This window comes from Cycloclasticus pugetii PS-1 (assembly GCF_000384415.1).
GTDB classification, from domain to species: domain Bacteria; phylum Pseudomonadota; class Gammaproteobacteria; order Methylococcales; family Cycloclasticaceae; genus Cycloclasticus; species Cycloclasticus pugetii.
On sequence record NZ_ARVU01000001.1, the window covers coordinates 2,284,716 to 2,307,095 of the forward strand.

At 43.0% G+C, this 22,380-nt stretch carries 26 protein-coding genes; 12 read left to right on the forward strand and 14 right to left on the reverse strand.

Features of this window, described 5'->3' with window-relative positions; all coding sequences use genetic code 11:
• Nucleotides 1–58: 58 nt before the first annotated feature.
• Nucleotides 59–781, reverse strand: a complete 723-nt coding sequence (locus CYCPU_RS0111145) for a methyltransferase family protein (RefSeq protein WP_020162742.1) — start codon at nt 779–781, stop codon at nt 59–61.
• Between the two features lie 114 nt (nt 782–895).
• On the opposite strand from CYCPU_RS0111145, the gene CYCPU_RS0111150 reads away from it, so the two are divergent.
• From CYCPU_RS0111150 to CYCPU_RS0111180, 7 genes are all read left to right on the forward strand, one after another.
• The gene (locus tag CYCPU_RS0111150; protein WP_015006964.1) at nt 896–1,453 is read left to right on the forward strand and encodes a DUF4202 domain-containing protein; all 558 of its coding nucleotides are present in this window, start codon (nt 896–898) and stop codon (nt 1,451–1,453) included.
• Complete coding sequence (locus tag CYCPU_RS0111155) at nt 1,453–2,067, forward strand: hypothetical protein (RefSeq protein WP_020162743.1); 615 nt, start codon at nt 1,453–1,455, stop codon at nt 2,065–2,067. Before CYCPU_RS0111150 ends, CYCPU_RS0111155 begins: the two co-directional genes overlap by 1 nt.
• A gap of 24 nt (nt 2,068–2,091) precedes the next feature.
• A complete protein-coding gene (locus tag CYCPU_RS0111160; RefSeq protein WP_020162744.1) occupies nt 2,092–3,006 on the forward strand; it encodes an MBL fold metallo-hydrolase in 915 nt (304 codons plus the stop codon).
• A gap of 136 nt (nt 3,007–3,142) precedes the next feature.
• Nucleotides 3,143–4,048, forward strand: coding sequence for a phospholipase A (locus CYCPU_RS0111165; RefSeq protein WP_020162745.1), 906 nt, complete (start codon nt 3,143–3,145; stop codon nt 4,046–4,048).
• A 54-nt stretch (nt 4,049–4,102) separates the two neighbouring features.
• The gene (gene msrB / locus CYCPU_RS0111170) at nt 4,103–4,492 is read left to right on the forward strand and encodes a peptide-methionine (R)-S-oxide reductase MsrB (protein WP_020162746.1); all 390 of its coding nucleotides are present in this window, start codon (nt 4,103–4,105) and stop codon (nt 4,490–4,492) included.
• A gap of 1 nt (nt 4,493) precedes the next feature.
• The gene (locus tag CYCPU_RS0111175) at nt 4,494–5,780 is read left to right on the forward strand and encodes a M18 family aminopeptidase (protein WP_015006969.1); all 1,287 of its coding nucleotides are present in this window, start codon (nt 4,494–4,496) and stop codon (nt 5,778–5,780) included.
• Nucleotides 5,781–5,785: 5 nt separating this feature from the next.
• The gene (locus CYCPU_RS0111180) at nt 5,786–6,637 is read left to right on the forward strand and encodes a 2-keto-4-pentenoate hydratase (RefSeq protein ID WP_020162747.1); all 852 of its coding nucleotides are present in this window, start codon (nt 5,786–5,788) and stop codon (nt 6,635–6,637) included.
• Between the two features lie 43 nt (nt 6,638–6,680).
• Here CYCPU_RS0111180 and CYCPU_RS0111185 read toward each other — a convergent pair whose 3' ends face one another.
• Nucleotides 6,681–7,241 carry a cytochrome b gene (locus tag CYCPU_RS0111185; RefSeq protein ID WP_020162748.1) on the reverse strand — a complete coding sequence of 187 codons (561 nt, stop codon included), beginning with the start codon at nt 7,239–7,241 and terminating at the stop codon, nt 6,681–6,683.
• 80 nt (nt 7,242–7,321) lie between these two features.
• Between CYCPU_RS0111185 and CYCPU_RS0111190 the strand changes: the two genes are divergently transcribed.
• Entirely contained in the window at nt 7,322–8,131 is an 810-nt protein-coding gene (locus CYCPU_RS0111190) for a DODA-type extradiol aromatic ring-opening family dioxygenase (RefSeq protein WP_026362680.1), read from the forward strand.
• A gap of 118 nt (nt 8,132–8,249) precedes the next feature.
• Here the strand turns inward: CYCPU_RS0111190 and CYCPU_RS0111195 are convergent, their stop codons facing one another.
• From CYCPU_RS0111195 to CYCPU_RS0111230, 8 genes are read right to left on the reverse strand one after another with little or no spacing between them, the layout of a single operon-like run.
• Nucleotides 8,250–9,068 (reverse strand): SDR family NAD(P)-dependent oxidoreductase, encoded by an 819-nt coding sequence (locus tag CYCPU_RS0111195; RefSeq protein WP_020162750.1) that lies wholly within the window; start codon nt 9,066–9,068, stop codon nt 8,250–8,252.
• Nucleotides 9,065–9,823: an SDR family NAD(P)-dependent oxidoreductase gene (locus CYCPU_RS0111200; protein WP_015006974.1), complete on the reverse strand. Its 759-nt coding sequence runs from the start codon at nt 9,821–9,823 to the stop codon at nt 9,065–9,067. The genes CYCPU_RS0111195 and CYCPU_RS0111200 overlap by 4 nt, the downstream gene beginning before the upstream one ends.
• Before the next feature lie 30 nt (nt 9,824–9,853).
• The gene (locus tag CYCPU_RS0111205; protein WP_015006975.1) at nt 9,854–10,396 is read right to left on the reverse strand and encodes a 3-phenylpropionate/cinnamic acid dioxygenase subunit beta; all 543 of its coding nucleotides are present in this window, start codon (nt 10,394–10,396) and stop codon (nt 9,854–9,856) included.
• Complete coding sequence (locus CYCPU_RS0111210) at nt 10,389–11,744, reverse strand: aromatic ring-hydroxylating oxygenase subunit alpha (RefSeq protein ID WP_020162751.1); 1,356 nt, start codon at nt 11,742–11,744, stop codon at nt 10,389–10,391. Before CYCPU_RS0111210 ends, CYCPU_RS0111205 begins: the two co-directional genes overlap by 8 nt.
• Nucleotides 11,745–11,794: 50 nt before the next feature.
• Complete coding sequence (locus CYCPU_RS0111215; protein ID WP_020162752.1) at nt 11,795–12,454, reverse strand: glutathione S-transferase family protein; 660 nt, start codon at nt 12,452–12,454, stop codon at nt 11,795–11,797.
• Nucleotides 12,455–12,479: 25 nt separating this feature from the next.
• Entirely contained in the window at nt 12,480–13,259 is a 780-nt protein-coding gene (locus tag CYCPU_RS0111220) for an SDR family NAD(P)-dependent oxidoreductase (RefSeq protein ID WP_020162753.1), read from the reverse strand.
• Nucleotides 13,256–13,606, reverse strand: coding sequence for a hypothetical protein (locus tag CYCPU_RS0111225; RefSeq protein ID WP_015006979.1), 351 nt, complete (start codon nt 13,604–13,606; stop codon nt 13,256–13,258). The genes CYCPU_RS0111220 and CYCPU_RS0111225 overlap by 4 nt, the downstream gene beginning before the upstream one ends.
• Nucleotide 13,607: 1 nt before the next feature.
• On the reverse strand, nt 13,608–14,831 hold the full coding sequence (locus CYCPU_RS0111230) for an aromatic ring-hydroxylating oxygenase subunit alpha (RefSeq protein WP_016390799.1): 1,224 nt from the start codon (nt 14,829–14,831) through the stop codon (nt 13,608–13,610).
• Between the two features lie 308 nt (nt 14,832–15,139).
• Here CYCPU_RS0111230 and CYCPU_RS0111235 point away from each other — a divergent pair, with 308 nt between their 5' ends.
• Genes CYCPU_RS0111235 through CYCPU_RS0111245 form a run of 3 tightly spaced genes read left to right on the forward strand, consistent with a single transcriptional unit; the run spans nt 15,140 to nt 17,459 of the window.
• The gene (locus CYCPU_RS0111235) at nt 15,140–15,766 is read left to right on the forward strand and encodes an FMN-dependent NADH-azoreductase (RefSeq protein WP_015006981.1); all 627 of its coding nucleotides are present in this window, start codon (nt 15,140–15,142) and stop codon (nt 15,764–15,766) included.
• Entirely contained in the window at nt 15,766–16,554 is a 789-nt protein-coding gene (locus CYCPU_RS0111240) for an SDR family NAD(P)-dependent oxidoreductase (protein WP_020162754.1), read from the forward strand. Before CYCPU_RS0111235 ends, CYCPU_RS0111240 begins: the two co-directional genes overlap by 1 nt.
• Nucleotides 16,555–16,571: 17 nt before the next feature.
• The gene (locus CYCPU_RS0111245; protein WP_020162755.1) at nt 16,572–17,459 is read left to right on the forward strand and encodes a prenyltransferase; all 888 of its coding nucleotides are present in this window, start codon (nt 16,572–16,574) and stop codon (nt 17,457–17,459) included.
• A 25-nt stretch (nt 17,460–17,484) separates the two neighbouring features.
• Here CYCPU_RS0111245 and CYCPU_RS0111250 read toward each other — a convergent pair whose 3' ends face one another.
• Nucleotides 17,485–17,997 (reverse strand): disulfide bond formation protein B, encoded by a 513-nt coding sequence (locus CYCPU_RS0111250; protein ID WP_020931891.1) that lies wholly within the window; start codon nt 17,995–17,997, stop codon nt 17,485–17,487.
• Between the two features lie 617 nt (nt 17,998–18,614).
• On the opposite strand from CYCPU_RS0111250, the gene CYCPU_RS0111255 reads away from it, so the two are divergent.
• Nucleotides 18,615–19,298 carry a PhoH family protein gene (locus CYCPU_RS0111255; protein WP_015006985.1) on the forward strand — a complete coding sequence of 228 codons (684 nt, stop codon included), beginning with the start codon at nt 18,615–18,617 and terminating at the stop codon, nt 19,296–19,298.
• A 259-nt stretch (nt 19,299–19,557) separates the two neighbouring features.
• Here CYCPU_RS0111255 and CYCPU_RS0111260 read toward each other — a convergent pair whose 3' ends face one another.
• The 3 genes from CYCPU_RS0111260 to asd form a co-directional block, all read right to left on the reverse strand.
• The gene (locus CYCPU_RS0111260; protein WP_020162757.1) at nt 19,558–20,733 is read right to left on the reverse strand and encodes a nucleotide sugar dehydrogenase; all 1,176 of its coding nucleotides are present in this window, start codon (nt 20,731–20,733) and stop codon (nt 19,558–19,560) included.
• A gap of 3 nt (nt 20,734–20,736) precedes the next feature.
• Nucleotides 20,737–21,381 carry a hypothetical protein gene (locus CYCPU_RS0111265; protein WP_016390792.1) on the reverse strand — a complete coding sequence of 215 codons (645 nt, stop codon included), beginning with the start codon at nt 21,379–21,381 and terminating at the stop codon, nt 20,737–20,739.
• Nucleotides 21,382–21,482: 101 nt separating this feature from the next.
• Entirely contained in the window at nt 21,483–22,325 is an 843-nt protein-coding gene (asd, locus tag CYCPU_RS0111270) for an archaetidylserine decarboxylase (protein ID WP_016390791.1), read from the reverse strand.
• Nucleotides 22,326–22,380 lie beyond the last annotated feature (55 nt).

Here is a 22,380-nt window from a genome sequence, read left to right on the forward strand (position 1 = left end):
AGATCATATATTAAAAATTTCAAGGGCTTAGCTTAGCAATGCCCTTAAACCACCTTTGCTAATAAATTGTTGGCAGAATTCTCGCTGTTCTTTGCTGGTAATCTGTGTAAGACCGACCCAAGGTTCTAGCCAGATCTTTTTCTTCATAGTAAATCCCAATAAAAATGTAGGCTGACATGCCAATTGAGAACACGATATTCCCAATAGTCATCGTTGGTAAGGACCAAAATACTACTAACAAACCTAACATCATTGGGTGACGAACCCATTGATAAAATAAACGCTCTTTAAATTTAACCTGAGTGTATGTTTTATTAACAAAAAACAACCACGTTTGACGCAAGCCAAATAGATCAAAATGGTTGGTTAAAAATGTTGAAAGAAGAGCCACCACCCAACCCAAAGCAAACACCGACCACACTAGTGTTATGGCAGCTTTGTTTGTTATTTGCCAGACAATGCCATTCATTGGCTGCCAACAAATCATAAGCATCGCCAACACAAGGCTTGAAGCCAGTACATAGGTGCTTCTCTCTACTTGATGCGGCACCACTGACGATATCATGTCTTTAAACCAGCCACGCGCCATAACACTGTGTTGCACTCCCCATATGAGTAGTAAGCCAATATTCACCACTAAGGCATAAGGGGAGTATTCTGTCGACTGTGTTGCGAGACTCTTCGAGACACCTAAGCCGCCAACAAATCCTATAAAATAGACAAAGACCGCACAAAATAGAGCATAACTAGCCACCCCATATAGCATCACCCAAGATCTCATCAGCTTCTCCCATTTAAATTGAATTTTCTTGCTATATTACCTTTATGAGAAGTAAGAATACACGCCTACGATCGGCACCTACGCTAACCCCATCAAACAGCAACTCAACACACTATGACAACTAAATTACAACAAACACTGCAACGCATTGACCTCGCAAATGCTAACGACCCAACAAACGGCACAGAAGCGCTATATTCACAACGCATGCTAAAAACCCTTCAGGCTTTTGAACCAAACGCATCTGACGCTCTCACCTTAGCTTGCTATGCCCAGCATGTGTGTCGTTGGAAACTAGCTCGAAAAGATTACCCTGCCGGTTTAACGGGCTATTTAACGTGGCGCACAGAGCTGGCGAAATTACATGCAAAAATTTTAGTCGACGCGATGCAAGAAAGTGGCTATGACGACGCCGACATTGAACGAGCAAACAGTATTATTCAAAAAAAGAGGCTTAAATCTGACCCTGAGGCACAAACATTGGAAGACGTGTCTTGCTTGGTTTTTTTAAACCATTATTTCGATGCCTTTGCCAACAAACATAGTGAAGAAAAAATAATTGACATTGTGCAAAAAACTTGGGGAAAAATGTCGGATAAGGGCCGCCAAGCGGCGTTAGCCTTAACCTTACCGCCTCATTTAGAAAAATTAGTCGCTAAGGCATTGGCTTAATGCACAAACCTGCGCTTACCTCTTTTATTATCGGGCTTGGCTTTTTAACCCTACTGGCCGGTTGCGCCTTGCCAAAAAAAGAACTGGTGACAGTACCCGCTGACGCCTTTGAGGTGTGTTATGGCTATGGTTGCAAAACAGTTCAGACTGTAACACTCGACGACGCTCAATGGTTCACCATTGAGCAACTTTTTTCACCTAAAGCAGCATCAGCTAAAATAGAACGCCAGCAACTATCACTGGCCATTGCTCAAATGGAAACGTTTATTGGTGAGATAACACACACTCAAGACGACTTGCCGGGTACGTTCGCCGCTTTTTTTCAAGACCGGAGCCATCAAATGGACTGCGTTGATGAGGCCACAAACACAACTTTATACCTAAGGCTCTTTCGTGAGCGCGGGCTAATGCGCTTTCATAAAGAAGGCTATCGTATTAACCGCGGTTTCTTCCTAAACGGTTGGCCGCATACATCTGCGGTCATCGAGCAGTTGGACTCTGGCAAACGGTTTGCTGTTGATTCGTGGTTCCATAAAAATGGTATCGAGCCTGAAATAATCCCTATTGACTTATGGTATTCTGGGTGGCATCCAACACCGGATGATGACTCATAAAACAAAAAATCTCGGAGACAATAAATGAACGTAGGCAACAAGATTTTTTTATTCTTCCTTTCTGCATTTCTTTTTAGCCAATCTTATGCAGGATCTACAGAAGACGTCTTTTCAAACATCACACTTAAAACAACGCATGTACGCGGTAATATTTATATGCTTGAAGGAGCTGGAGGCTTTGCCGGCGGCAATATTGGCGTATCGGCTGGCCCAGATGGCCTTTTATTGGTCGATGACCAACTGGGGCCAATGTCCAAAAAAATTGATGCCGCACTAAACGATATCAGCAAAGGTCAGCTGCGCTTTATTCTTAATACTCACTGGCACGGTGACCATTCTGGTAATAACGCTTATTTTTCAAAAGATGCGACCATTATTTCGCATACGAATACTAGGAAACGTTTAATGACTGACCAAGAAAACTTCTTTGGGAAGTCACCGGCCTCACCAAAAGAAGCGTGGCCCATCATCACCTTTGAACAAGCCATTAACATTCATTTTAATAATGAGGAAATTCAATTTATCCACCATGCACATGGTCACACTGATAGTGATGCTGTCATCTATTTTCCAAAAAGCAATGTTGTTCACTTAGGTGATCATTTTTTTAATGGTTTTTTCCCTTTTGTAGACTTAGACACCGGAGGCAATGCCTTTACCTTGACACACAATATCAGCGAAATAATTGAGTCATTACCTGAAGATGCGCTTGTTATCCCAGGCCATGGCGAACTATCGGATGTGAAAGGGCTAAAAAACTATTACGCAATGCTAACCGATACAACACAGTTCGTTAAGCAGCAAGCCGCTTCAGGTAAAACACTTGATCAAATCCAACTGGCCGGATTACCTAGCAAATGGGCCGCTTGGGGTGGTGGTTTTATCAACGAAGAGAACTGGATTAAAATAATCTTTAATAGCCTACCCAAACAGCAATAAACCACCCTCACAATACAAAAAAAGCGGCTGACCTTTTTTCAGCTGCTTTTTTATTACCCAAATCATGACTATGAAAAAACTTCTTACCGTACTGACTTTATTCTGTACTCCGCTATTTGCTGCCGAAGACAATCCGATGACAACTTGCTTGTCCAATTTACTCAATACGGCAGAAAACACTATGACCGTGGGCGAACTGAAACAGCAATGCCAAGACACAATGGCTTCAGAGGAGGAGCATTTTTCTGCATTAAAGCGTCGCCAACTGCAAGAAAAAACTGCCAGTTGGAATGCTTTTTCTTTGCTGCCACATAAACCTAATTACATTATTGCCAGCTATAACACCAGCGATCCTAGCACAACACCATTTGAAGCCGCTTACCCAGACGTTAACCCAGATCTTCAGCACCTAGAAACAAAGTTTCAAATCAGCATGAAACTGCCCATCGCTCGAAACCTTATCTTTGGGCAAGGGGATTTATATGCCGCATACACCAACCGGTCTTTCTGGCAGCAATTCAATAAAACTCACTCTTCCCCCTTTCGTGACACCAATCATGAAGCTGAAACATGGCTTTCGTTCGACACCGACTATACAATTTTAGGGTTCCGCAACTCTGCCATTTTGACGGGGTTCACCCATCAATCGAATGGCCAATCAGGCTTATTATCAAGAAGCTGGAACCGCCTCTATACAGACTTTATCCTAGAAAAAGGCGACATCTACCTGTCATTTAAACCCTGGTACCGTATTCCTGAAAGTGAATCACAAGATGACAACCATGATATTGACGACTTTTTAGGTCACTTTGAATTAAGGGGCGTGTATAAAAAACAACAACATAGTTTTTCACTTCTATTCAGAAATAACCTCAAAACAAGCAGCAATAAAGGTGCTATCGAACTAGGCTGGAGCTTCCCGATACATAATAATGTTCGCGGCTATGTGCAATGGTTCAATGGTTACGGCGAGAGCCTTCTCGACTATAACAACCACACCAATAGCCTAGGCTTTGGAATCCAACTGAATGATTGGTTATAAACCAGCACTTTTTTGTCAGGTATAATTTATTCATCAACATCAAAGGGTCAACGCATGCAAACAGACTGTGACAACGACTGGAAAGCTAAATTAACCGCAGAAGAATATAATATTTGCCGCCAAAAGGGCACCGAAGCTGCTTTTTCTGGCATTTATGTAGACACTAAAACCGAGGGCCTCTATCTCTGCAAGTGCTGTGACGCGCCTTTGTTTGAGTCCGACAGCAAATACAACTCGGGTAGTGGCTGGCCAAGCTTTTGGAAGCCCATCCACTCAAATGCTATTAAAGAAAACCGAGATGAAAGTCACGGTATGGTCCGTATTGAAGTGGTCTGCGCTCAATGTGATAGCCACCTTGGACACGTCTTTCCAGACGGCCCGCAACCAACAGGCTTACGCTATTGTATTAATTCCGCATCACTCAATTTAGACCCCAAGAAATAACATGTTAACTGCCCAACAACACGCCCAAGCCTTACTGCAATATATCGATGCTAGCCCAAGCCCTTGGCACGCTGTTCACACGAGCAAAGAAATCCTAGATAACAAAGGTTTCAGTGAACTATTAGAGGGTGATACATGGGCATTACAACCGAATGGGCGTTATTATGTCAAACGAGACGACTCTAGCATCATCGCCTTTACCGTCGGTTCAAATAACCTTGCTCAAGAGGGGTTTAGGCTGATCGGCGCCCACACTGACTCACCAGGGTTACGGGTAAAACCTAAACCAGACCAACAACAAAGCGGTATCAACCGTTTAGCTGTAGAGATTTATGGTAGCCCATTGCTAGCCACCTTTACCGACCGCGATTTAAGCCTAGCAGGGCGCGTACATATCAACCAAAACGGCACCTTACTCTCCAAATTAGTATATTTTAAAAAGCCTTTTCTACGCCTCCCAAACCTTGCTATACACATGAATCCGCAGGTTAATACCGATGGCTTAAAGCTTAATAAACAAACCGAGCTGCCCTTATTGCTGTCACTCGATAATGAACAACCGGCTCTTGTTGAGCTGTTAGCAACGGAGCTGGGCATCAATAGTGATACTATTTCTGCCTGGGAGTTACATGCTGTCGACACGCAGGCAGGCTCCCTATACGGTTTGAATGATGAGTTTTACACCAATAGTCAACTCGATAATTTAGCCTCCTGTCACGCTGGTCTCAGTGCGTTAATATCTGACGCCTCCCTGCATTCGCAACAATTTAATATTTGTGCATTTTTTGACCATGAAGAAATAGGTAGCAACAGCCATAAAGGGGCCGATGGCAGCTTCTTACCCGATGTACTCGAACGCATTGCAGGCTCACTAAACCTATCTACCGAGGACTATAAACGCGCTTTATCTAATAGTTTTATGATTAGCGCCGATATGGCTCACGCTTATCAGCCTAATTTCCCTAATGCTTATGAACCTGAGCACAAGGTATTCGTTAATCAGGGTCCCGTTATCAAAGTAAATGCGAATATTCGCTATGCCTCAAACAGTGCCTCTCAATCTCGATTTATTCATTTGTGCGAACAGGCTAAAGTCGCTTATCAGCAATATTCCCACCGAACCGACCTAGGTTGTGGCAGCACTATTGGCCCCATGACATCGGCACAACTAGGCATCCAAACCGTTGATGTAGGTTGCCCAATGTGGGCAATGCATAGCATCCGCGAAAGCGCAGGGGTCGCTGACCATCACGACATCACTCATGTATTTACTCAATTCTTCAGTTAAAGCTTATGAAATTTAAATTTACCTTTTTAATCTTTGCCGTGGCCGCCGTGGCTATCTTTTTTATGCGCCAAGAAAACTTTGTACCACGTACAGCGTTGGATATTTATCAGCACTTTACTGATAACACTGAGGCCGATGCCATTCCCGGACTGACAACAGAAACGGCGCTAGAAATTCAAAAACACGTTGTCTATGCCTTATCGGAAAATTGGGGCGGCATCGCTGGGTACAAAGCGGCTATAACAAACCCGGACATTCAACAAAAAATGGGCATTGAGCATCCGTTGCTAGGCATATTTTTAAATAAAATGTTGCTAGAAAGCCCAGCCGTAATCAACATAAACGCCGCCACTCACCCGTTTGCAGAAGCTGACTTATTGGTACGAATCAAAGATTCCGCCATCAATAACGCAATAACCGATCAAGAAATACTCGCCTCTATTGACCAAGTTATTCCCTTTATCGAGGTACCCGATAGACTTTTTTCAACAGATAAACCGTTAACAGCCGACATGCTGATGGCGATTAATACCGGCGCTCGTTATGGAGTAATGGGGGAACCGATTCCAATGGAATTGATTGAAAACCTAAACCTCTGTCAAGTCGGCATCGTCTACGAAGAGGACCGCAGCCATTTAAAAACTGGCGCCTGTTCCTCGCTGATGGGCAACCCAGTTAATGTTATTCGTTGGCTAAGAGATCGCCTATTGGCTTTAAATTACCCTCTAAAGCCAGGCGCTTACTTATCACTTGGTAGCCTTACTTCGCCAGTACCTATAAAAAAAGGTCGTTTAACTGCCATCTATACAGGACTTGGAAATCAACAGCACGTTAGTGTATCGGTGTTGTTTAAATAAAATCAAACAAATAAAAAAGGGCGGTTTCCCGCCCTTTTGATGTTTAGTCTATGCGCTGACCAAGCATTCTTTTCAAAGTACCATCTTTATCCATAAAGTGGTGCTTTAGTGCACCTGATACATGTAAAAGAAATGCTACAAACATTAACTTACCAGCAATTTCGTGTGTCTCGTGCGCCACCCCTGCAATAGGCCCATTAATAGGGATCATTTTTCCAGCCTCATCAGGATTTGGTGTTGCAGCCAAGAGCTCTAAGCCGAAAACAGAAAGCCCATGCCCGCCTAGACCCGACATTAACATTCCTGAAACAGGCATCACTACTGTCGCAATAATAAGCGTCCAATGTACCAGTTTAGACAGTGCATGCTCCCATGATTTATAGGTACTTGCAGGCTCCGGCCAACCTTGCTTCACACGCCAGACCACACGTGCAAATATAAAGATAAAAACAATCATTCCTACCGACTTATGGATAGGATACAAGGCATACACCTTGTAATCGGTCATGTACACACCAACGGCTACCAACATAATTATTGAAATGCCGACAATCCAATGCAGCGCAACGGATACACACGACAGCTTAACTCTCGAATCACTCATTTAAACCCCCTCTTTTTTTAGTTACTTAAGCGTTAGATGATATATCATATCTTACCTAATTCAATAGTTATTTAAGGCTTATGTCCAACCCAATTTTTCCAACTATTTACATCCCTCATGGAGGCGGCCCTTGTTTTTTTATGGATTGGACGCGTGGCCCTGCAGATACGTGGGACACCATGAAAGGATGGTTACAAAATCTTCATAAAATTCTTCCGAGAAAACCAAAAGCCATTATTGTTATCTCTGCGCATTGGGAAGAAGACGTTATTAGGATCAACTCGCAGCCTCACCCGCCGCTATATTTTGATTACTACGGTTTTCCACCACATACTTACGAACTGACTTACCCTGCTCCAGGCTCGCCAGAGCTTGCTAAGCAAATACAAGCGCTTTTAAAAAATGCAGATATTGACTGTGCACTTGACCCCGATCATGGCTATGATCACGGCACCTTTGTGCCTTTAAAAGTGATGTTTCCAGATGCGGATATTCCGGTTGTTCAAGTGTCCTTACAACATAACTTAGACCCCGTTTACCATATTCAAGTTGGCGCTGCACTTCAATCTTTAAGAGAACAAGATATTTTCATTCTCGGCAGTGGTATGAGCTTTCACAATATGGACACCTTAATGCAGGGGCAAGATATTGGTAATCATGCCGGCACATTTGATCATTGGCTAACAAACACCTGTGAGTCTAAACCCGACGAACGAAACAAACGACTTGGCAACTGGCTCAACGCACCTTCCGCTCGACAAGCACACCCACGGGAAGAACACCTACTGCCGTTAATGGTCGTTGCTGGAGCGGGCGGAAACAACCAAGGCAAAAACATATTCCAAGACAATGTTATGGGCGTTAACGTTTCAGCCTATCAATTTGATTAAGCTAACTATTAGCGCACGTTTAATGCCGCTAAAGCTCAAGCAAGGCAATACAAGCGCTGTATTAGAATACTAAAAAGGGGTGCGCTATCAGCCCTTTTTTATTATCGACGTATTAAATTTACCAAGCCGTCCAACCACCATCATGCGCAATCACTTGCCCCGTCATAAAAGAAGCCGCATCGCTAGCTAGGTACACCAATAAACCAGCCAACTCCTCAGGGTCGCCTGTTCTATTCAACGGCGTTAACCCGTGCAGTTTCTCTACCATCGCAGCAATATCAGCCTCACTTAACGGCAATGCTTCACGGCCTAGCTGCGTACCCAAATGCCAGCCTGGCGCTATCGCATTACAACGAATACCCTCATTCCCATATTCCACAGCAATCTGTTTGGTCAACGTTGCTACCGCCCCTTTAGAAGCAGAGTAATTCGCAGCCACCGCAGACAAATCATTTGATACACCACCCAAACCAGCCACCGAAGAAATATTAATAATAGAACCTTTCTTTTGTGCCATCATTTGTGGAAGCACTGCTTTAGTACACAGAAATACCCCCCGAGTATTAACCGCGTTCACACGGTCCCAGTCTTCTACTGGCATCTCATGTATTCGATCTGCTGGACTGGCGATACCTGCATTATTCACTAAAATATCTAGCCTGCCATATGCCTGAAGTACCGCCCTATTCATTGCCGCCACTGAATCAACATCACTGACATCAACCTCAACTGATAAAGCCTTACCACCCAACAGGCGAACTTCTTCAGCCGTTTGTTCCGCTGATGCCAAATTAATATCTGCCGACACGACCGTTGCGCCTGCTGAAGCCAAGGCGCGCGCAAATACATTACCTAACCCGCAGCCCGCGCCAGTAACCAGCGCGATCTGCCCATCTAGGCGAAATAAATCTAACGAGAAGGCTGGATATTGACTCATTGTGCCGTATACCCACCATCAATGGGGATAATCGCCCCAGTAATAAACTGTGATTCTTCACTTGAAAGAAACGCCACTAAATTGGCAATTTCTTCTGGCTCCGCCCCCCGACCTAACGGTGTCATACCAGAGGCTGCCTCTATAAACTCTGGACCAATTCTCTTAACCATAGAGGTTAACACAAGGCCTGGGCAAATAGCATTTGCTCTTATTTTATGCTTCGCATACGTGACGGCCCATGAACGAGTTAATGAGATAACCGCCCCTTTTGAAGCACAGTAAGAATGCAGGCCGCCGGGTGTACCTATCAGCCCACCAATAGAGGATGTTGTTGTGATCGAGCCGCCTTTGCCACCCGCTATCATACTTTTAAGTGCATATTTAGCGGCCAAAAATACACCTCGTGTATTAATTGACTGCACTTTTTCCCAAGCATCAACGTCCAGCTCATCGGTATTGCCATCACCGTCTTCAAAACCGGCATTATTAAATAAGATAGAGACCGAACCAAAAGCCGCTTCTGCCGAGGCGGTCATTTCTTTTACCAGTGTTTCATCTGACACGTCACAGTATTGTGCAATGGCACGCCCACCTTGTTGTTTAATTAATTCCAGCGTTTCGGCATTACCTTCTGTATTAATATCTGCCAAACACACACTGGCCCCTTCTGAAGCTAAACGAAGTGCTGTTGCACGCCCCATTCCCGATGATGAACCTGTCACTATGGCATTATGCCCTTCCATTCGTGCTGTCATTATGACTCCTTAATTAAATTAGTTTTATGCTTAGAAAAACATGTTTAAGTTTTTGTCGACGATCACCCGCGCAGGTAAAAACACCGTTCTTGCGACTAACTTCAGGCCATCACCAGTATCACGCAACAAATCTTTACGTGTACCGGTATGGCTAATATGGTCTTTATCGCGTCTTGCGCGCAACAAGGTAAATTTACTTCGTACATCGTAAACACTCGCCTCATCGGTACAAAACGACTCAATATTTGTTACGGTACGAACATGGTGGGTCGCTGGGTCGTTTAGCCAAACCATGCCGGTATCTTCTCTGGCTGCCCGTTGCTTTAACTTTTCAAAGTTTTCATCGTAGATCATCGTTTCACAAATGGAACTTTTGCCTAGCCTGTTCCTTCGATAAGTATTCATTGGAATAGGCATTTTATAAGCAATGTTTTCATCCAACATGGTCAGCCAATCATCGTAACGTTCTTCATCCAAAACACGTGCTTCAGCTGCCAAAAACCGTTCTATTCGATAAGCTGTTTGCATATCTGTGTCTTTGCCCACTGGCGCTATTTTTTGTTTTCTAGCCATTGACAGACTCCTTCTGTACCGGTGCTTGCGGCAAAATATCGCTGGCTGATTCAGCCAACATAGTTCGTTGCCACTGCGCATAAAACTCTCGCTGACAAAGCTCATTAACAATACCCGGGGAGGCTTCTCCAGGCCCATCCCAATTCATTGTTCGCCCCTTAGCCATACCCAGCCAACCCTTCATTTGCCTAGTTGCATACCCATTGGGAGAGTGTGTGATCGCTTCGGTAAAATCACCATCATCACCTTCTAATATACCTGCTGAACCAAATGTTTGACCGACATGTTTAACGATAATATCTTTCACCTCATCAGGTGTGTTTTTATCCGCCATAGAATAGGTTGCCACCTCAAAAGCACCAGGGCCTTTCGGATGAATAACCCGCAGCAGGTTTAAACCTTGAATAATTTGCAAGTTAGGGAAAACCCCCATATGTGTTTCTGAGCCTAGTAGTTGCTTGCCACGCACCTCACCTAAACGCTCGACAACACTTGGCCTCACTTGCTCAAGGTACTCTATACACGGCCCAGGGTTATCGTATAGCGCATAACCGGATTGCCCATCTAACGTCGATAAAATAGTATGTGGCGGTATGGCCACTTGCATTTGTCCTGAGTCATCAAAGCCTGTGTTATCTTTGCCAATACCAAGAACCGATTCACTCCGTCCTTGACCAATAGTGCCCACCACTCGCATAGCACCCGCATGCGCCCAAGCCACGTGGTAGCCATCACCAATCGCATTTTCTACGGGTAACTTCCAGTTACCGGGTATTTCTACTCGGTATGGCGTGCCGATAAGCTCCATCCCTTCTGGTGAAGCATCGAGTACAACATCTAGGTAATAGGCCATGTCGCCTAAGTATTCCACTAGGTCCGGGCCTTCTTCGGCAAAGGTACCAAAGATCATTCCCTTGTAGTTTTGTACCCGAGCCACCGGTACCAAACCTAACTTACTACGATCCAAATTGTCATAGATTGATTCTTCTAGCGGCACGGCAGCCAGCTCACCCATATTGTCATACGCCCAACCGTGATAGGAGCACGTAAAGGCTTTTGTTTTACCCCACTCTGCATGACACACTTTATTACCTCGGTGACTACAGGCATTCAAAAAGGCTCTTACCTCACCATCTTCACCACGCACGACAATAACATCGTCTTCGCCCATGTAAGTTCTTAAAAAGTCGCCTGCTTCAGGTAATTGGCTATCGTGTCCCAAAAAAAGCCAGCAGCGATTAAAGATCTGCTTTAGCTCTTCTTGATAAATCTCTGGTTCCCAAAAAATACTGCGTGATTGCAGCGCCGCTTCATTATCTATTAATTTATTATAATCAAACTTACTCATCTCTTATCCTCCCTAAGCGCTATACCTTGGCTAAGCACTCGAATTGACTATTAACCAATTTGTTCTTTACCAGCCTCCATATCCGACATTACCGCTGGCGCTGCTTGCCAAGATGGTTTTTCACGCAAACGAGCTAACCAAGATAAAATGTTCGGGTAGGGTGATAAATCAAGACCAAGAAGAAAAGATAGCGAGGTAATCGCGCCAATAGCGATATCGGCAATGGAGTAATAACCACAGATATAGTCTTGCCCTGCTAATTGCTTATTTAAAATACCTAACGTTCCTAGGAAAGCTTCTTTGGTACTGGCAACAGTTGCTTCATCTGGCTCAGGCGCGGTCATGGCGAAAAAGAAGTTGAGTAAAGCCGGCGCAAAGGATGCTCCTTCCCACGCTACCCACTGTAGAACTTTGGCACGTTCTTTTAAATCTGTTGGTAATAAGCCAGATGACGGATTTGCATCGGCTAGATACTGAAGAATAGCGCCTGACTCCCAAAGAATAAAACCATTATCATCTATCGTGGGTGTGACACCATTTGGATTTATTTGTCGGTAAGGCGCATCGGCAGGTCGACAATCAGCCATCCGATCTAATGCATTGATTTCATAACCCACACCAATTTCTTCTAATGCAATAACGGCTTTACAACCGTTTCGTGAGCCACCGAAGGGATCCCCTTCAGCTTCTATATGATAAAGCTTAATCATGTTCATTCCTTATGTGATTGTTTAATTAAATAGCCGTGAGGCCACCATCGATACAAAAATTTTGCCCCGTCGCGAAGCGGGATTCTTCTGAGGCCAAATAGAGTGCGCAATAAGCAATATCTTCAGGCTGCCCTAATATATCCATCAGCTGTAGTTTCATAATGTCATCGATCATTTTCTTCAACAGCGCTTTATCTGGGAAAACAGCAAATGCGGGGGTTTCAATTAATCCTGGGGAAATACTATTAACGCGTATTTTGGCATCGGCAAACTCTGCCGCTAATGTTCGCGTCATCGCAATCACCCCGCCTTTTGTCATGGAATGTGCAAATTGATGGATATGACCTGCAAAAGTAGACCCAATAACACCTGCGGCAGACGCAGTATTGACAATACTGCCACCCCCTCGGCGTTTCATAATTGGAAAGGCATGTTTGATCGCGTAATACACCAAATCCAGCTCATTACGAACTAGCCAGTGCCAGTCTTCGGTTGAAAATTCATCAATCTTGCCATAACGTACGGCGGACGCATTGTTATATAAAATATCAAAATCACCGTAGCTTTCTACTGCAAAATCTATCCAGCTTTTTACTTGATCTTCGTCGCCTAAATCAACAACACGGCTGACCATTTCACCACCCGCATCAACAACCCGGCGAACTGTTTCCTCGTGCTCGCCTTCTTTTACGTCACAGCCAACAATTTTTGCGCCTTGTGCGGCAAACATTTCTGCCGCTGCACGGCCCTGACCACCTGCGGTACCTGTTATTAAAGCAACCTTTCCTGCTAGACGACCGCTCATAAGATAACCCTGTCGCTAAAGCCTGACTTTTTAACCATTCTCAACGTATCGATGCCGGTGTTTAAAATCGGTGCTTTCCATTTATACACCGCATTATCAACCTCACACATGGCAAGAGCTGCTCTTGATAGCTTAAGGTCCTCTTCTGATAAGTCAGCCAATTTAAATTGGTTTAAGTAATCAATGATCGCAGGCAGCTTTGGTAACATTGCATAATGGAATGAATTAATCTCATCCATTGTGCTATTCATTCGCTTTACCAGCCTATCTTCTGTGGTTGGAAGCGCCCATTTGTTTATTTCAGCCTCAATATCACTGGTATCTGGGCGTGCTATCGCGTTGCTCATTTTATTCTCCTGTTCCTTTCATTGCGCTCATAAGACGATGGTAATAAGCACGAATAGGGATTTCCTGCCTATTAATATGGATCTCTTTTATGATGCCTGCATTAAAGTTCATCTGAATGCCTTCAGCCGTGTACAAGTCTTCGGTTAATACATCCCTAATCTGAATACGACCTTGTTCAGAATTGAACAATTGGCCAAAGTTTTCTATTTCACCGGTGTGGAAGAAATCTACTTCCCAAAGACACTTATCGGGCGAAATAGGCAGCGTTCTTTGAACTAGAATTTGGCCTTTCTGGATAAATAAAACGACGTTAGGAAATAATAAATAAGCATCAAAAATCCACAACGGATGATCATCATTTAAAACACCCGCGCCATCATCTGCGCTAAACTCATTTTCAGACTTTGTGTACAAAGAAGTGGCTCCGTGCTTGGCCGACAATAGAGCAACGTCTGTTTGTATACCCATCATTTCCTCCGGCCGGTATGCACAAACTCTTGCCGGCACGCCAATACTGTCTGGATAAACATCAGCTGGCGCATAAGTACCCGGGATAGCACCCGCGATGGTATTACGGTGTGTCTGATCAACGTGGTAGCCTTCGATTTGTGCATCCACCAATAATTTCCAGTTGGCATTAAATGTAGAGCGCCAGCCATAGCTCCACGTCCAATCTTTATTGCCTAGGTACTTGTCAAAAGACTCATTAAGCGGCTGTAGATATTCTTTCAGAGGAACACTTGGCTTGGGGTCAAGGTTAATAAAAACAAACCCACCCCATACATCAACAGATACTGGCTTAAGGCCCAATTTACTTTTATCAAAGTCAGCAAAAAGATCTTCACCCGGCACATCTGCTAACTGACCTTCAGCGTCAAAGACCCAGCCATGAAAGCCACAGGTCATAAATTTTGCTTTACCGCATGGTTCAGTCAAAACATGCGCCCCTCGGTGTGTACACGCATTATAAAAAGCGTTCACTTGCCCATGCTTATCTCGAGTGATGACGATGGAGACTTCTAAGGCATCAATAAAATAAGTAATATAATCGCCATGCTCGGCAACATCACTTTCTCTGCCTACCATCAACCATGTTTTCTTAAATATGTTTTCCTTTTCCTGCTCAAAAAAGGCTTGCGACGAATAATGATCGGACGGAATAGCTTCCGTACCAAGTTCATGTGAGCCCAGTGGCGGTATCGCCATAACACTTGCATTTCCCATTCTCTTTCTCCGAAGTTTCTCCGACCTATGAAGGTGGGATTTATGTTTACCCGCAAAATTCTAACGAACGTTAATTAGTAAATCATAATGCTTCGTGGCTGTCTATGAAAATTTTCTATTGGCAAGCTATATTTTCAGTCATCTAATTTTTACCTATAACACCATGCTATTTCTGAGATTTTTAATCGTTCGACTGAAATAAATTTTGTAAACCCCGTCGCAAATTAGCTTCATCTAATATGAAAAAATTCACAGCTTCGTTAAGGGATGTTAGGGTAAATATCAACTCAATAATTTACGAGGACACCATGAGCAAACTACTTTATATTCAAGCATCACCACGCGGTGAACGCTCAAGTTCTACTGATGTTGCGAATACATACATTCGTGCCTTTAAATCAGTTTCAGCAGACAATACTGTTACCACATTAAATATTTGGGATATGAACTTGCCTGAGTTTGATGGCGATCGCCTGAATGCCAAATACAGTGTTTTACACGGCCAAAACCCCAATGAAGCTGAGGCCCTTGCATGGCAACAGATCGTTACGCTTATTGAGCAATTTAAAAACGCAGACTGCTACTTGCTTAGCGTTCCTATGTGGAATTTTTCCATCCCCTATAAGTTAAAACACTATATTGATATCATCACTCAACCTGGCCTTACTTTTAGCGTTAACCCCGAGACCGGCTTCTTTGGGTTAGTGACAGGAAAACCGGTTACCGCCATTTATTCTCGTGGTGGCGAATACAGCACTCCTGAGGCGAAGGGCATGGATTTTCAAAAAACTTACCTAGAAATGGCTTTAGGCTTTATTGGCTTTAGGGAAATAAATAGTGTCTTGATAGAACCCACTTTAGCCGACCCAAACTCAGTGAACAATGCCATTGCTATAGCGAAGGAAAAAGCAACAACACTCGGAGAAAACACATAATGGATTTACAAATTAAAGATAAAAAAGCCCTCGTTTCAGGCTCTAGCCAAGGCATTGGTTTTGCCATCGCCAAAACGCTCGCAGCAGAAGGCGCACAGCTTATTATTAACGGCAGAAATGAAGCCAAATTGGTCGCGGCTAAAGAAAAAATCCTATCTGAATATCCGCAAGCACAGATTGAATATATAAGCGCTGACCTTTCAACCAGCAAAGGCTGTGATCAACTAACCGCCGAGCACCCTCACATAGATATTTTGGTCAATGCCTTAGGCATTTTCGAGCCAAAAGACTTTATGGATATTCCTGATGAAGACTGGGAACGTTTTTTTAACGTTAACGTTCTCAGCGGTGTCAGACTATCACGTGCTTATTTACCCTATATGCGAGAAAAAAACTGGGGGCGAATTATCTTTATTAGTAGTGAAAGCGCCATACAAATTCCGCAAGAAATGATTCATTACGGTACCACCAAAACAGCCCAGCTGGCAGTTTCACGCGGCTTAGCTGAAACGTGTGCCGGTACCGGCATTACTGTTAACGCTGTATTACCTGGCCCCACACGCTCAGAAGGCGTGGTTGAGTTTGTCGATCAGGTCAGCGGCGGTCAAGAGTTTGAAGCATTCGAAAAAGAGTTTTTCCAATCTATGCGGCCTTCGTCACTGATCAAACGTTTTGCTGATACACAAGAAGTCGCCAACATGGTCACCTATTTATGCAGCCCGTTAGCCTCGGCAACCACCGGCGCTGCCGTACGCGTTGATGGTGGTGTTGTAAAATCTTGCGTCTAATTTAGCATTCTGAATCCATGATGCTCGCCGTCGCCACTTTATCGATGAGGTTGCCGTTCTTGATTTTAACGATGGCTTGTGTGTTCCTAGGAGCCAGTATTGCGATCTCTAGCCAGCCAGACATTAGCATTCCCATTCTGTTGCTGGCACTAACCGGCGCTTTATTGACCCACATCAGCGTCAACACCCTTAATGAATATTTTGATTTCAAAAGCGGGCTAGATTCAATCACGATAAAAACACCTTTTTCAGGTGGCAGTGGTGCCTTACCTCAACACCCTGACAATGCCAATATGGTCTTCTATATTGGTATTTTTTCTCTCCTTCTAACCACTTTGATCGGCTGTTTTTTCCTCTCGCACTGTGGCATTCGATTATTGCCGATCGGGCTGATTGGAATAGGCTTAATACTGACATATACTCAATACATCAATAAACGACCCATCATTTGCCTCCTCACACCGGGGGTAGGCTTTGGCATTTTGATGGTCGTGGGCACCCAGTTTGTATTAACCGGCGAATATTTGGCTAAAAGCTTTGTCATTGGCGTAATTCCTTTTTTACTCGCTAATAACCTATTACTGCTTAATCAATACCCCGATATACAAGCCGATGCTCAAATAGGGCGCAACCACTTTCCAATTGCCTACGGCTTTAACCTAAGTAATTTTATTTACGGTTTATTCACACTTTTAACAATGTTAATAATTACTGCTAATGTTTTGATTGGTTATTTGCCCAGCCAAAGTTGGATTGCCTTAACGCCTATGCCACTGGCATGCGTTGCTTTATATGGTGCGATAAAACATAAAGAGTGCATTGGTAAACACCCACTTTATCTAGCAAGCAATGTTGCCGTTGTAGTATCGATACCCTTGTTGCTTAGCATCGCAATATTGCTCTAAACGATACACTATTGTTGATAAAGCCCTATTCAGCTGGTTTCGCAATAACAAATAATAAATAAACAATAAATAAGGCCATCACACTAAAAAAGGCCAATAAGGCTTCCGCCATCGTAATGCCAAACGCTATTTCAGGTGTATAACCACATGTCGTTTGTACTTTAAAAACAAACGGCAGCCATTCATCAAGCGCTAACCAAGCTGGCAAGCCTAAATCGAAACCACAGCTGCCAAAAATAAAGCCCCGCTCTGTGCCCAATAACATCCAAGAGCGCTCGATAGAAACACCACACACAGCTAACAAGGCCAATAAACTAACAAAGCGTGAAGACATATAAGCCCTTAATAACAGCCCTATTAACGAAATGACAATCATCGCAACAAGTAAAATTCGTATTTGAATACACACAACGCAAGGAGGGTAATCCAAAACATACTGATAAATTAACGCAACTGATTCCAAAAGAAGACTGAAGACAATAAGCATCAACCAAACTAGTTTTTTACTGGGCAATACCGCTGTACATGCTTTCATCATCTTGATATCTCAATTTTATATTCGTTACTAATCGTGCAGTTTAACGGCTGCTCTATATGCTTACTCAGTAAAATATCAAGAATAATACTTAGAATACCCATACTAAAGCTGACCATGCTTATTTCTTAGTCTAGCAAAAAAAGCCTTCAAGCTAAATAAGCCCAAAATCAACCGTCATGACGGCTATACAGCTTTAAAGAACTGTGATAAAACATCACTACATTAGCTATTTAAGTTTAATACTGGCTTCAGGGATTGTTCGAATGAATAGCGTGATTGCGTCAGGTAGTAGCAAAACTCAAAAAAACCAAGGTCGATGACATTGGTCGCTAATGCTCCCTCATCATTAGCTCACAGTGCCACCTTTGCTAAAAACTTGCGCGCAGATAACAAGCCTCAACCGATAAGCCATCACGGTGTATTTAATAGACCAAAGAAAAATAAAGTCAGGCATATAAGTCTAATAAGCTTAAACAATATGGATAAGGGTGCATTAATCGCGCTCTTCAGCTTACTTAGTATTTTCATATGTGCTGTAGCAAGCCATCTACTTATTTTCGACCTAATACTTAATCATCACTCGCTTTACCCCCCCTAAATGATCTGGAGATAACTTTATGAGCGCCCGTCGTAAAAAGGAAAAGTTCTATGTCGTTGATAACCGCCCGGAAATATTGGCTAAAAATTTCACCCAGAAAGAGTATATTCGAGCCATTTTTGAAAATGATATGGTTTGCGTGATGGGCCCCGCCGGTACAGGTAAAACATACATAGCGGCTACGCTAGCTTCACGTATGTATTTTGATGGCGAAATTAACAAAATTGTCTTAACACGGCCTAATGTATCTGCATCGGAGTCACTGGGGTTTTTCCCTGGCACGTTAACTGAAAAAATGGCGCCTTGGGTGGCCCCATTTACCGATGTTATTCGGCAGCAATTAGGCGACGGAACCTATGACACCATGCTTAAAAACGGCAACTTAGAAATAGCCCCTTTTGAAACCATGCGCGGACGATCGTTTAATGATGCATTTGTTATTTTAGATGAAGCACAAAATACTAGTCCGAAAGAAATGGAAATGTTTGTTACCCGTGTTGGCGACAATTCACGAGTCATCATCAATGGCGATATTATGCAATCTGACATCATGGGCTCCAATGGCTTACACAAAGTTCTACAACTGATCAACAAATTAAACTTACCGGTTCCTATTATAGAGTTTCAAGTTGAAGACATTGTTCGCTCACCACTATGCAAAATGTGGATAGAAGCCTTTATGGAAGACGCTCAATACAACTAAAACCGTCATACTTGCCGATAAATAGCTGATATGTATTTACTCATAGAGTACGTAGCCAGCTTTTTATCGGCTCTTTCATAAAAAAGCCTCTTCTCAGCGAAAACCAATATTAGCTCCAAACCCTTTGCGTTTTTGATCAATTGAAGCAGGCAACTTACCCACAACTATACGGTTCGGCAAGCTACCTGTGCTTAATTTTATTTGAAAGAACTGTGCGTTATAAATAAGCTTATATTGGCTGCAACGATTCTGCTCTCACCTATGCATCATTACCAAATAAATCCCTTGTATACACTTTGCACAGCACATCGTGTAAATCATTTGATAATCGATTGGCGACAATAAGATCCGCTTGGCTTTTAAAAGAATCCAAATTGCTCATGACCGGCGAATTAAAAAAACTCGTCTCCTCCAGCACTGGCTCATAAACAATCACCTCAATGCCTTTGGCTTTAATACGCTTCATAATACCCTGCACGGCTGAAGAACGAACGTTATCGGAGCCTTGCTTCATAATAAGTCTATATATACCCACTACCTTTGGCTGGGTTTTTATAATTTGCTCGGCAATAAAGTCCTTACGCGTATTGTTGGCATCAACAATGGCTTTAATTAAATTATTCGGCACTTGTTGATAGTTTGATAATAATTGCTTGGTATCTTTAGGTAAGCAATAACCACCATAACCGAATGACGGGTTGTTGTAATGCTTACCAATCCTTGGGTCTAGACCAACGCCCTCAATCACCTGACGCGTATCTAATTGATGTAACTCGCAATAGCTATCGAGTTCATTAAAGTAGGCAACCCGCATTGCAAGGTACGTGTTTGAAAACAGCTTAACCCCTTCGGCCTCCGTTGAGTGTGTATATAATATCGGTATTTCATCAGCCGGCAGTTTTGCACCATCCACCAACAGCTTAGCAAACACTCTTGCTCGCTCTGATTTTTCACCAACAATAATGCGAGAAGGGTACAAATTGTCATGCAGTGCTTTTCCTTCGCGTAAAAACTCCGGCGAAAACAGTATGTTGTTTGTACCGTATTGCTCCCTTACTTTATAGGTATAGCCAACTGGAATCGTTGACTTAATAACCATCACAGCCTCAGGGTTAATGCTCAAAACATCGCCAACAACCGTTTCTATAGAAGAGGTATCAAAAGCATTGGTATCCACATTGTAATTGGTGGGCGTGGCAATAATGACATAATCAGCCTCGTTATACGCCTCATATTGATCGTTGGTAGCCACCAAGGAAAGACTGTCATCCTTTAAAAACTGCTTAACGTCTGAATCGTCTATAGGCGATTTTTTCTGTTTTAATAAAGCAATTCTCTCTGCTGAAATATCAAAAATAACAACCTGATTACGTTGTGACAGTAGCAGAGCTAACGATATGCCTACATAGCCTGCACCTGCTATCGCTATTTTCATTCGCTAGCCCACACGGCCATTTTTCTTTAGACTGCCCTGTAAATCTTCATCATACCAATCACTCATTTCATCATACATATCGCCCTTTAATAAAAGGTACGGTGATTTGTAATAGATATAAATGTCGTGAAGCGGGTCTGTCATAATTTTACTACACCAGACCAAACCGGATTGAACGCCCATAATAAAAAACAAATGAATCGTTCTAAATAAAATAGCGCCAATACCAACAATCAACCAAAGAATTGAGGTGTTGTATAAATAATCATAGCTCGATGAGGCGTGTTCAAATAAGCCGAAAAAACTAGGGCTTATCAATAAAAATAGAGGCGACAGCAGCCAAACACTCAATAAAATTATTTTACGATGTAGGTTATAACCCACCTTCACTTTCTCTTTGTATTCATGTGAAGCGTTATTAACATCATCATAGGTTTTAGGTTCAAAAAAGAAGTGCCCTATCTGCCTTAACACCATTGCAATTAACCAACCAACCATAACCGCAACAACTGGGTCTTTAAACAAGTAGTAATAACTAAGTAGAAAACTCATTGCACTAAAAAGATGTAGCGCTTGGTTTACCCTATTATGATGATAGTAACGGTGATCATCCCAGCGCTGTTGACGTAGCTCTTCAAAAAAACCCATGGTGAAATTCCAATCATTAATTTACACCAGCTTGCCGTCTTTATATGACATTAGCATGTCACCCTCATGACCGTTTAGCGAACTGTAATAGCTTTTAATTACTATCGAAACGTAGCTTTATGTAACAGCGGCGAACCCATTTTTATACACTCGCCCTGTCTAATGCCTTCGTTTATTACAAATTCGCTGGAGGCAAAAACTAAAATAGTTGAGCCATGTTCAAAATAACCCATCTCATCCCCTTTGTTATAAAGGGCTGAGCAAGGCAAGACATTAGGTCCTTTATAGCGAAGATTCAGGGGGGCTGCTAAACAGTGAAACTGCATGCTAGCCACCAAAATAGCTGCAACGGGCACCAGCACAAGACACTCATCTTTGTGCCCTGTTTTTAACTCTATAAACGCTCGCTCATTTTTACAAAATAAGTTCTTAATCCGGGTCAGAGCAATTGGGTTTACATTCCATGTGTCACCCGAGATATATGTAACCTTATCTACCTCACAATCGATGGGTGCATGAAAACGATGATACATCGTTGAGGTTAGCCTTAACGTTACATAACAGCCATTTTGTAGCCGTTTCTGCAGCGCCTTATCCGGAATTAAATCGGCAACGTGATAGGGAAAACCCTTCGCCTGGTAGACCACCCCATTATCGATCTTGCCATGACTACCAACAATGCCATCACAAGGGCTAACAACGCCTCCTTTGTACGTATCTATCGGCCTTACCCCTTCTTTTAGTTGGCGAATAAAGCACTCATGCAATGAATTAAAGCTATGTTTTTTTGCTTCGGAAAAGTCCAAATCGGGTGAAAAAATACGCCAAATACTGATGGATAAGCTTGTTAGCGTTGGGCTTTGTATCTTGCTGTACCAACCCATTAGGTGAGTGAAAAGTTTACGGGGTATACGGTTTGTTAATAAGAAATTTAACCGTTCCATTCGCGTTAGCCTAGAAATCATCTGTCTCAAGCCGCACTAACCTTCAACGACATTC

Coding starts and splice junctions, on each gene's coding strand:
- CYCPU_RS0111145 (WP_020162742.1), bottom strand. CDS start 781: ATGAGATCTTGGGTGATGCTATATGGGGTGGCTAGTTATGCTCTATTT.
- CYCPU_RS0111150 (WP_015006964.1), top strand. CDS start 896: ATGACAACTAAATTACAACAAACACTGCAACGCATTGACCTCGCAAAT.
- CYCPU_RS0111155 (WP_020162743.1), top strand. CDS start 1,453: ATGCACAAACCTGCGCTTACCTCTTTTATTATCGGGCTTGGCTTTTTA.
- CYCPU_RS0111160 (WP_020162744.1), top strand. CDS start 2,092: ATGAACGTAGGCAACAAGATTTTTTTATTCTTCCTTTCTGCATTTCTT.
- CYCPU_RS0111165 (WP_020162745.1), top strand. CDS start 3,143: ATGACAACTTGCTTGTCCAATTTACTCAATACGGCAGAAAACACTATG.
- msrB (WP_020162746.1), top strand. CDS start 4,103: ATGCAAACAGACTGTGACAACGACTGGAAAGCTAAATTAACCGCAGAA.
- CYCPU_RS0111175 (WP_015006969.1), top strand. CDS start 4,494: ATGTTAACTGCCCAACAACACGCCCAAGCCTTACTGCAATATATCGAT.
- CYCPU_RS0111180 (WP_020162747.1), top strand. CDS start 5,786: ATGAAATTTAAATTTACCTTTTTAATCTTTGCCGTGGCCGCCGTGGCT.
- CYCPU_RS0111185 (WP_020162748.1), bottom strand. CDS start 7,241: ATGAGTGATTCGAGAGTTAAGCTGTCGTGTGTATCCGTTGCGCTGCAT.
- CYCPU_RS0111190 (WP_026362680.1), top strand. CDS start 7,322: ATGTCCAACCCAATTTTTCCAACTATTTACATCCCTCATGGAGGCGGC.
- CYCPU_RS0111195 (WP_020162750.1), bottom strand. CDS start 9,068: ATGAGTCAATATCCAGCCTTCTCGTTAGATTTATTTCGCCTAGATGGG.
- CYCPU_RS0111200 (WP_015006974.1), bottom strand. CDS start 9,823: ATGACAGCACGAATGGAAGGGCATAATGCCATAGTGACAGGTTCATCA.
- CYCPU_RS0111205 (WP_015006975.1), bottom strand. CDS start 10,396: ATGGCTAGAAAACAAAAAATAGCGCCAGTGGGCAAAGACACAGATATG.
- CYCPU_RS0111210 (WP_020162751.1), bottom strand. CDS start 11,744: ATGAGTAAGTTTGATTATAATAAATTAATAGATAATGAAGCGGCGCTG.
- CYCPU_RS0111215 (WP_020162752.1), bottom strand. CDS start 12,454: ATGATTAAGCTTTATCATATAGAAGCTGAAGGGGATCCCTTCGGTGGC.
- CYCPU_RS0111220 (WP_020162753.1), bottom strand. CDS start 13,259: ATGAGCGGTCGTCTAGCAGGAAAGGTTGCTTTAATAACAGGTACCGCA.
- CYCPU_RS0111225 (WP_015006979.1), bottom strand. CDS start 13,606: ATGAGCAACGCGATAGCACGCCCAGATACCAGTGATATTGAGGCTGAA.
- CYCPU_RS0111230 (WP_016390799.1), bottom strand. CDS start 14,831: ATGGGAAATGCAAGTGTTATGGCGATACCGCCACTGGGCTCACATGAA.
- CYCPU_RS0111235 (WP_015006981.1), top strand. CDS start 15,140: ATGAGCAAACTACTTTATATTCAAGCATCACCACGCGGTGAACGCTCA.
- CYCPU_RS0111240 (WP_020162754.1), top strand. CDS start 15,766: ATGGATTTACAAATTAAAGATAAAAAAGCCCTCGTTTCAGGCTCTAGC.
- CYCPU_RS0111245 (WP_020162755.1), top strand. CDS start 16,572: ATGATGCTCGCCGTCGCCACTTTATCGATGAGGTTGCCGTTCTTGATT.
- CYCPU_RS0111250 (WP_020931891.1), bottom strand. CDS start 17,997: ATGATGAAAGCATGTACAGCGGTATTGCCCAGTAAAAAACTAGTTTGG.
- CYCPU_RS0111255 (WP_015006985.1), top strand. CDS start 18,615: ATGAGCGCCCGTCGTAAAAAGGAAAAGTTCTATGTCGTTGATAACCGC.
- CYCPU_RS0111260 (WP_020162757.1), bottom strand. CDS start 20,733: ATGAAAATAGCGATAGCAGGTGCAGGCTATGTAGGCATATCGTTAGCT.
- CYCPU_RS0111265 (WP_016390792.1), bottom strand. CDS start 21,381: ATGGGTTTTTTTGAAGAGCTACGTCAACAGCGCTGGGATGATCACCGT.
- asd (WP_016390791.1), bottom strand. CDS start 22,325: ATGGAACGGTTAAATTTCTTATTAACAAACCGTATACCCCGTAAACTT.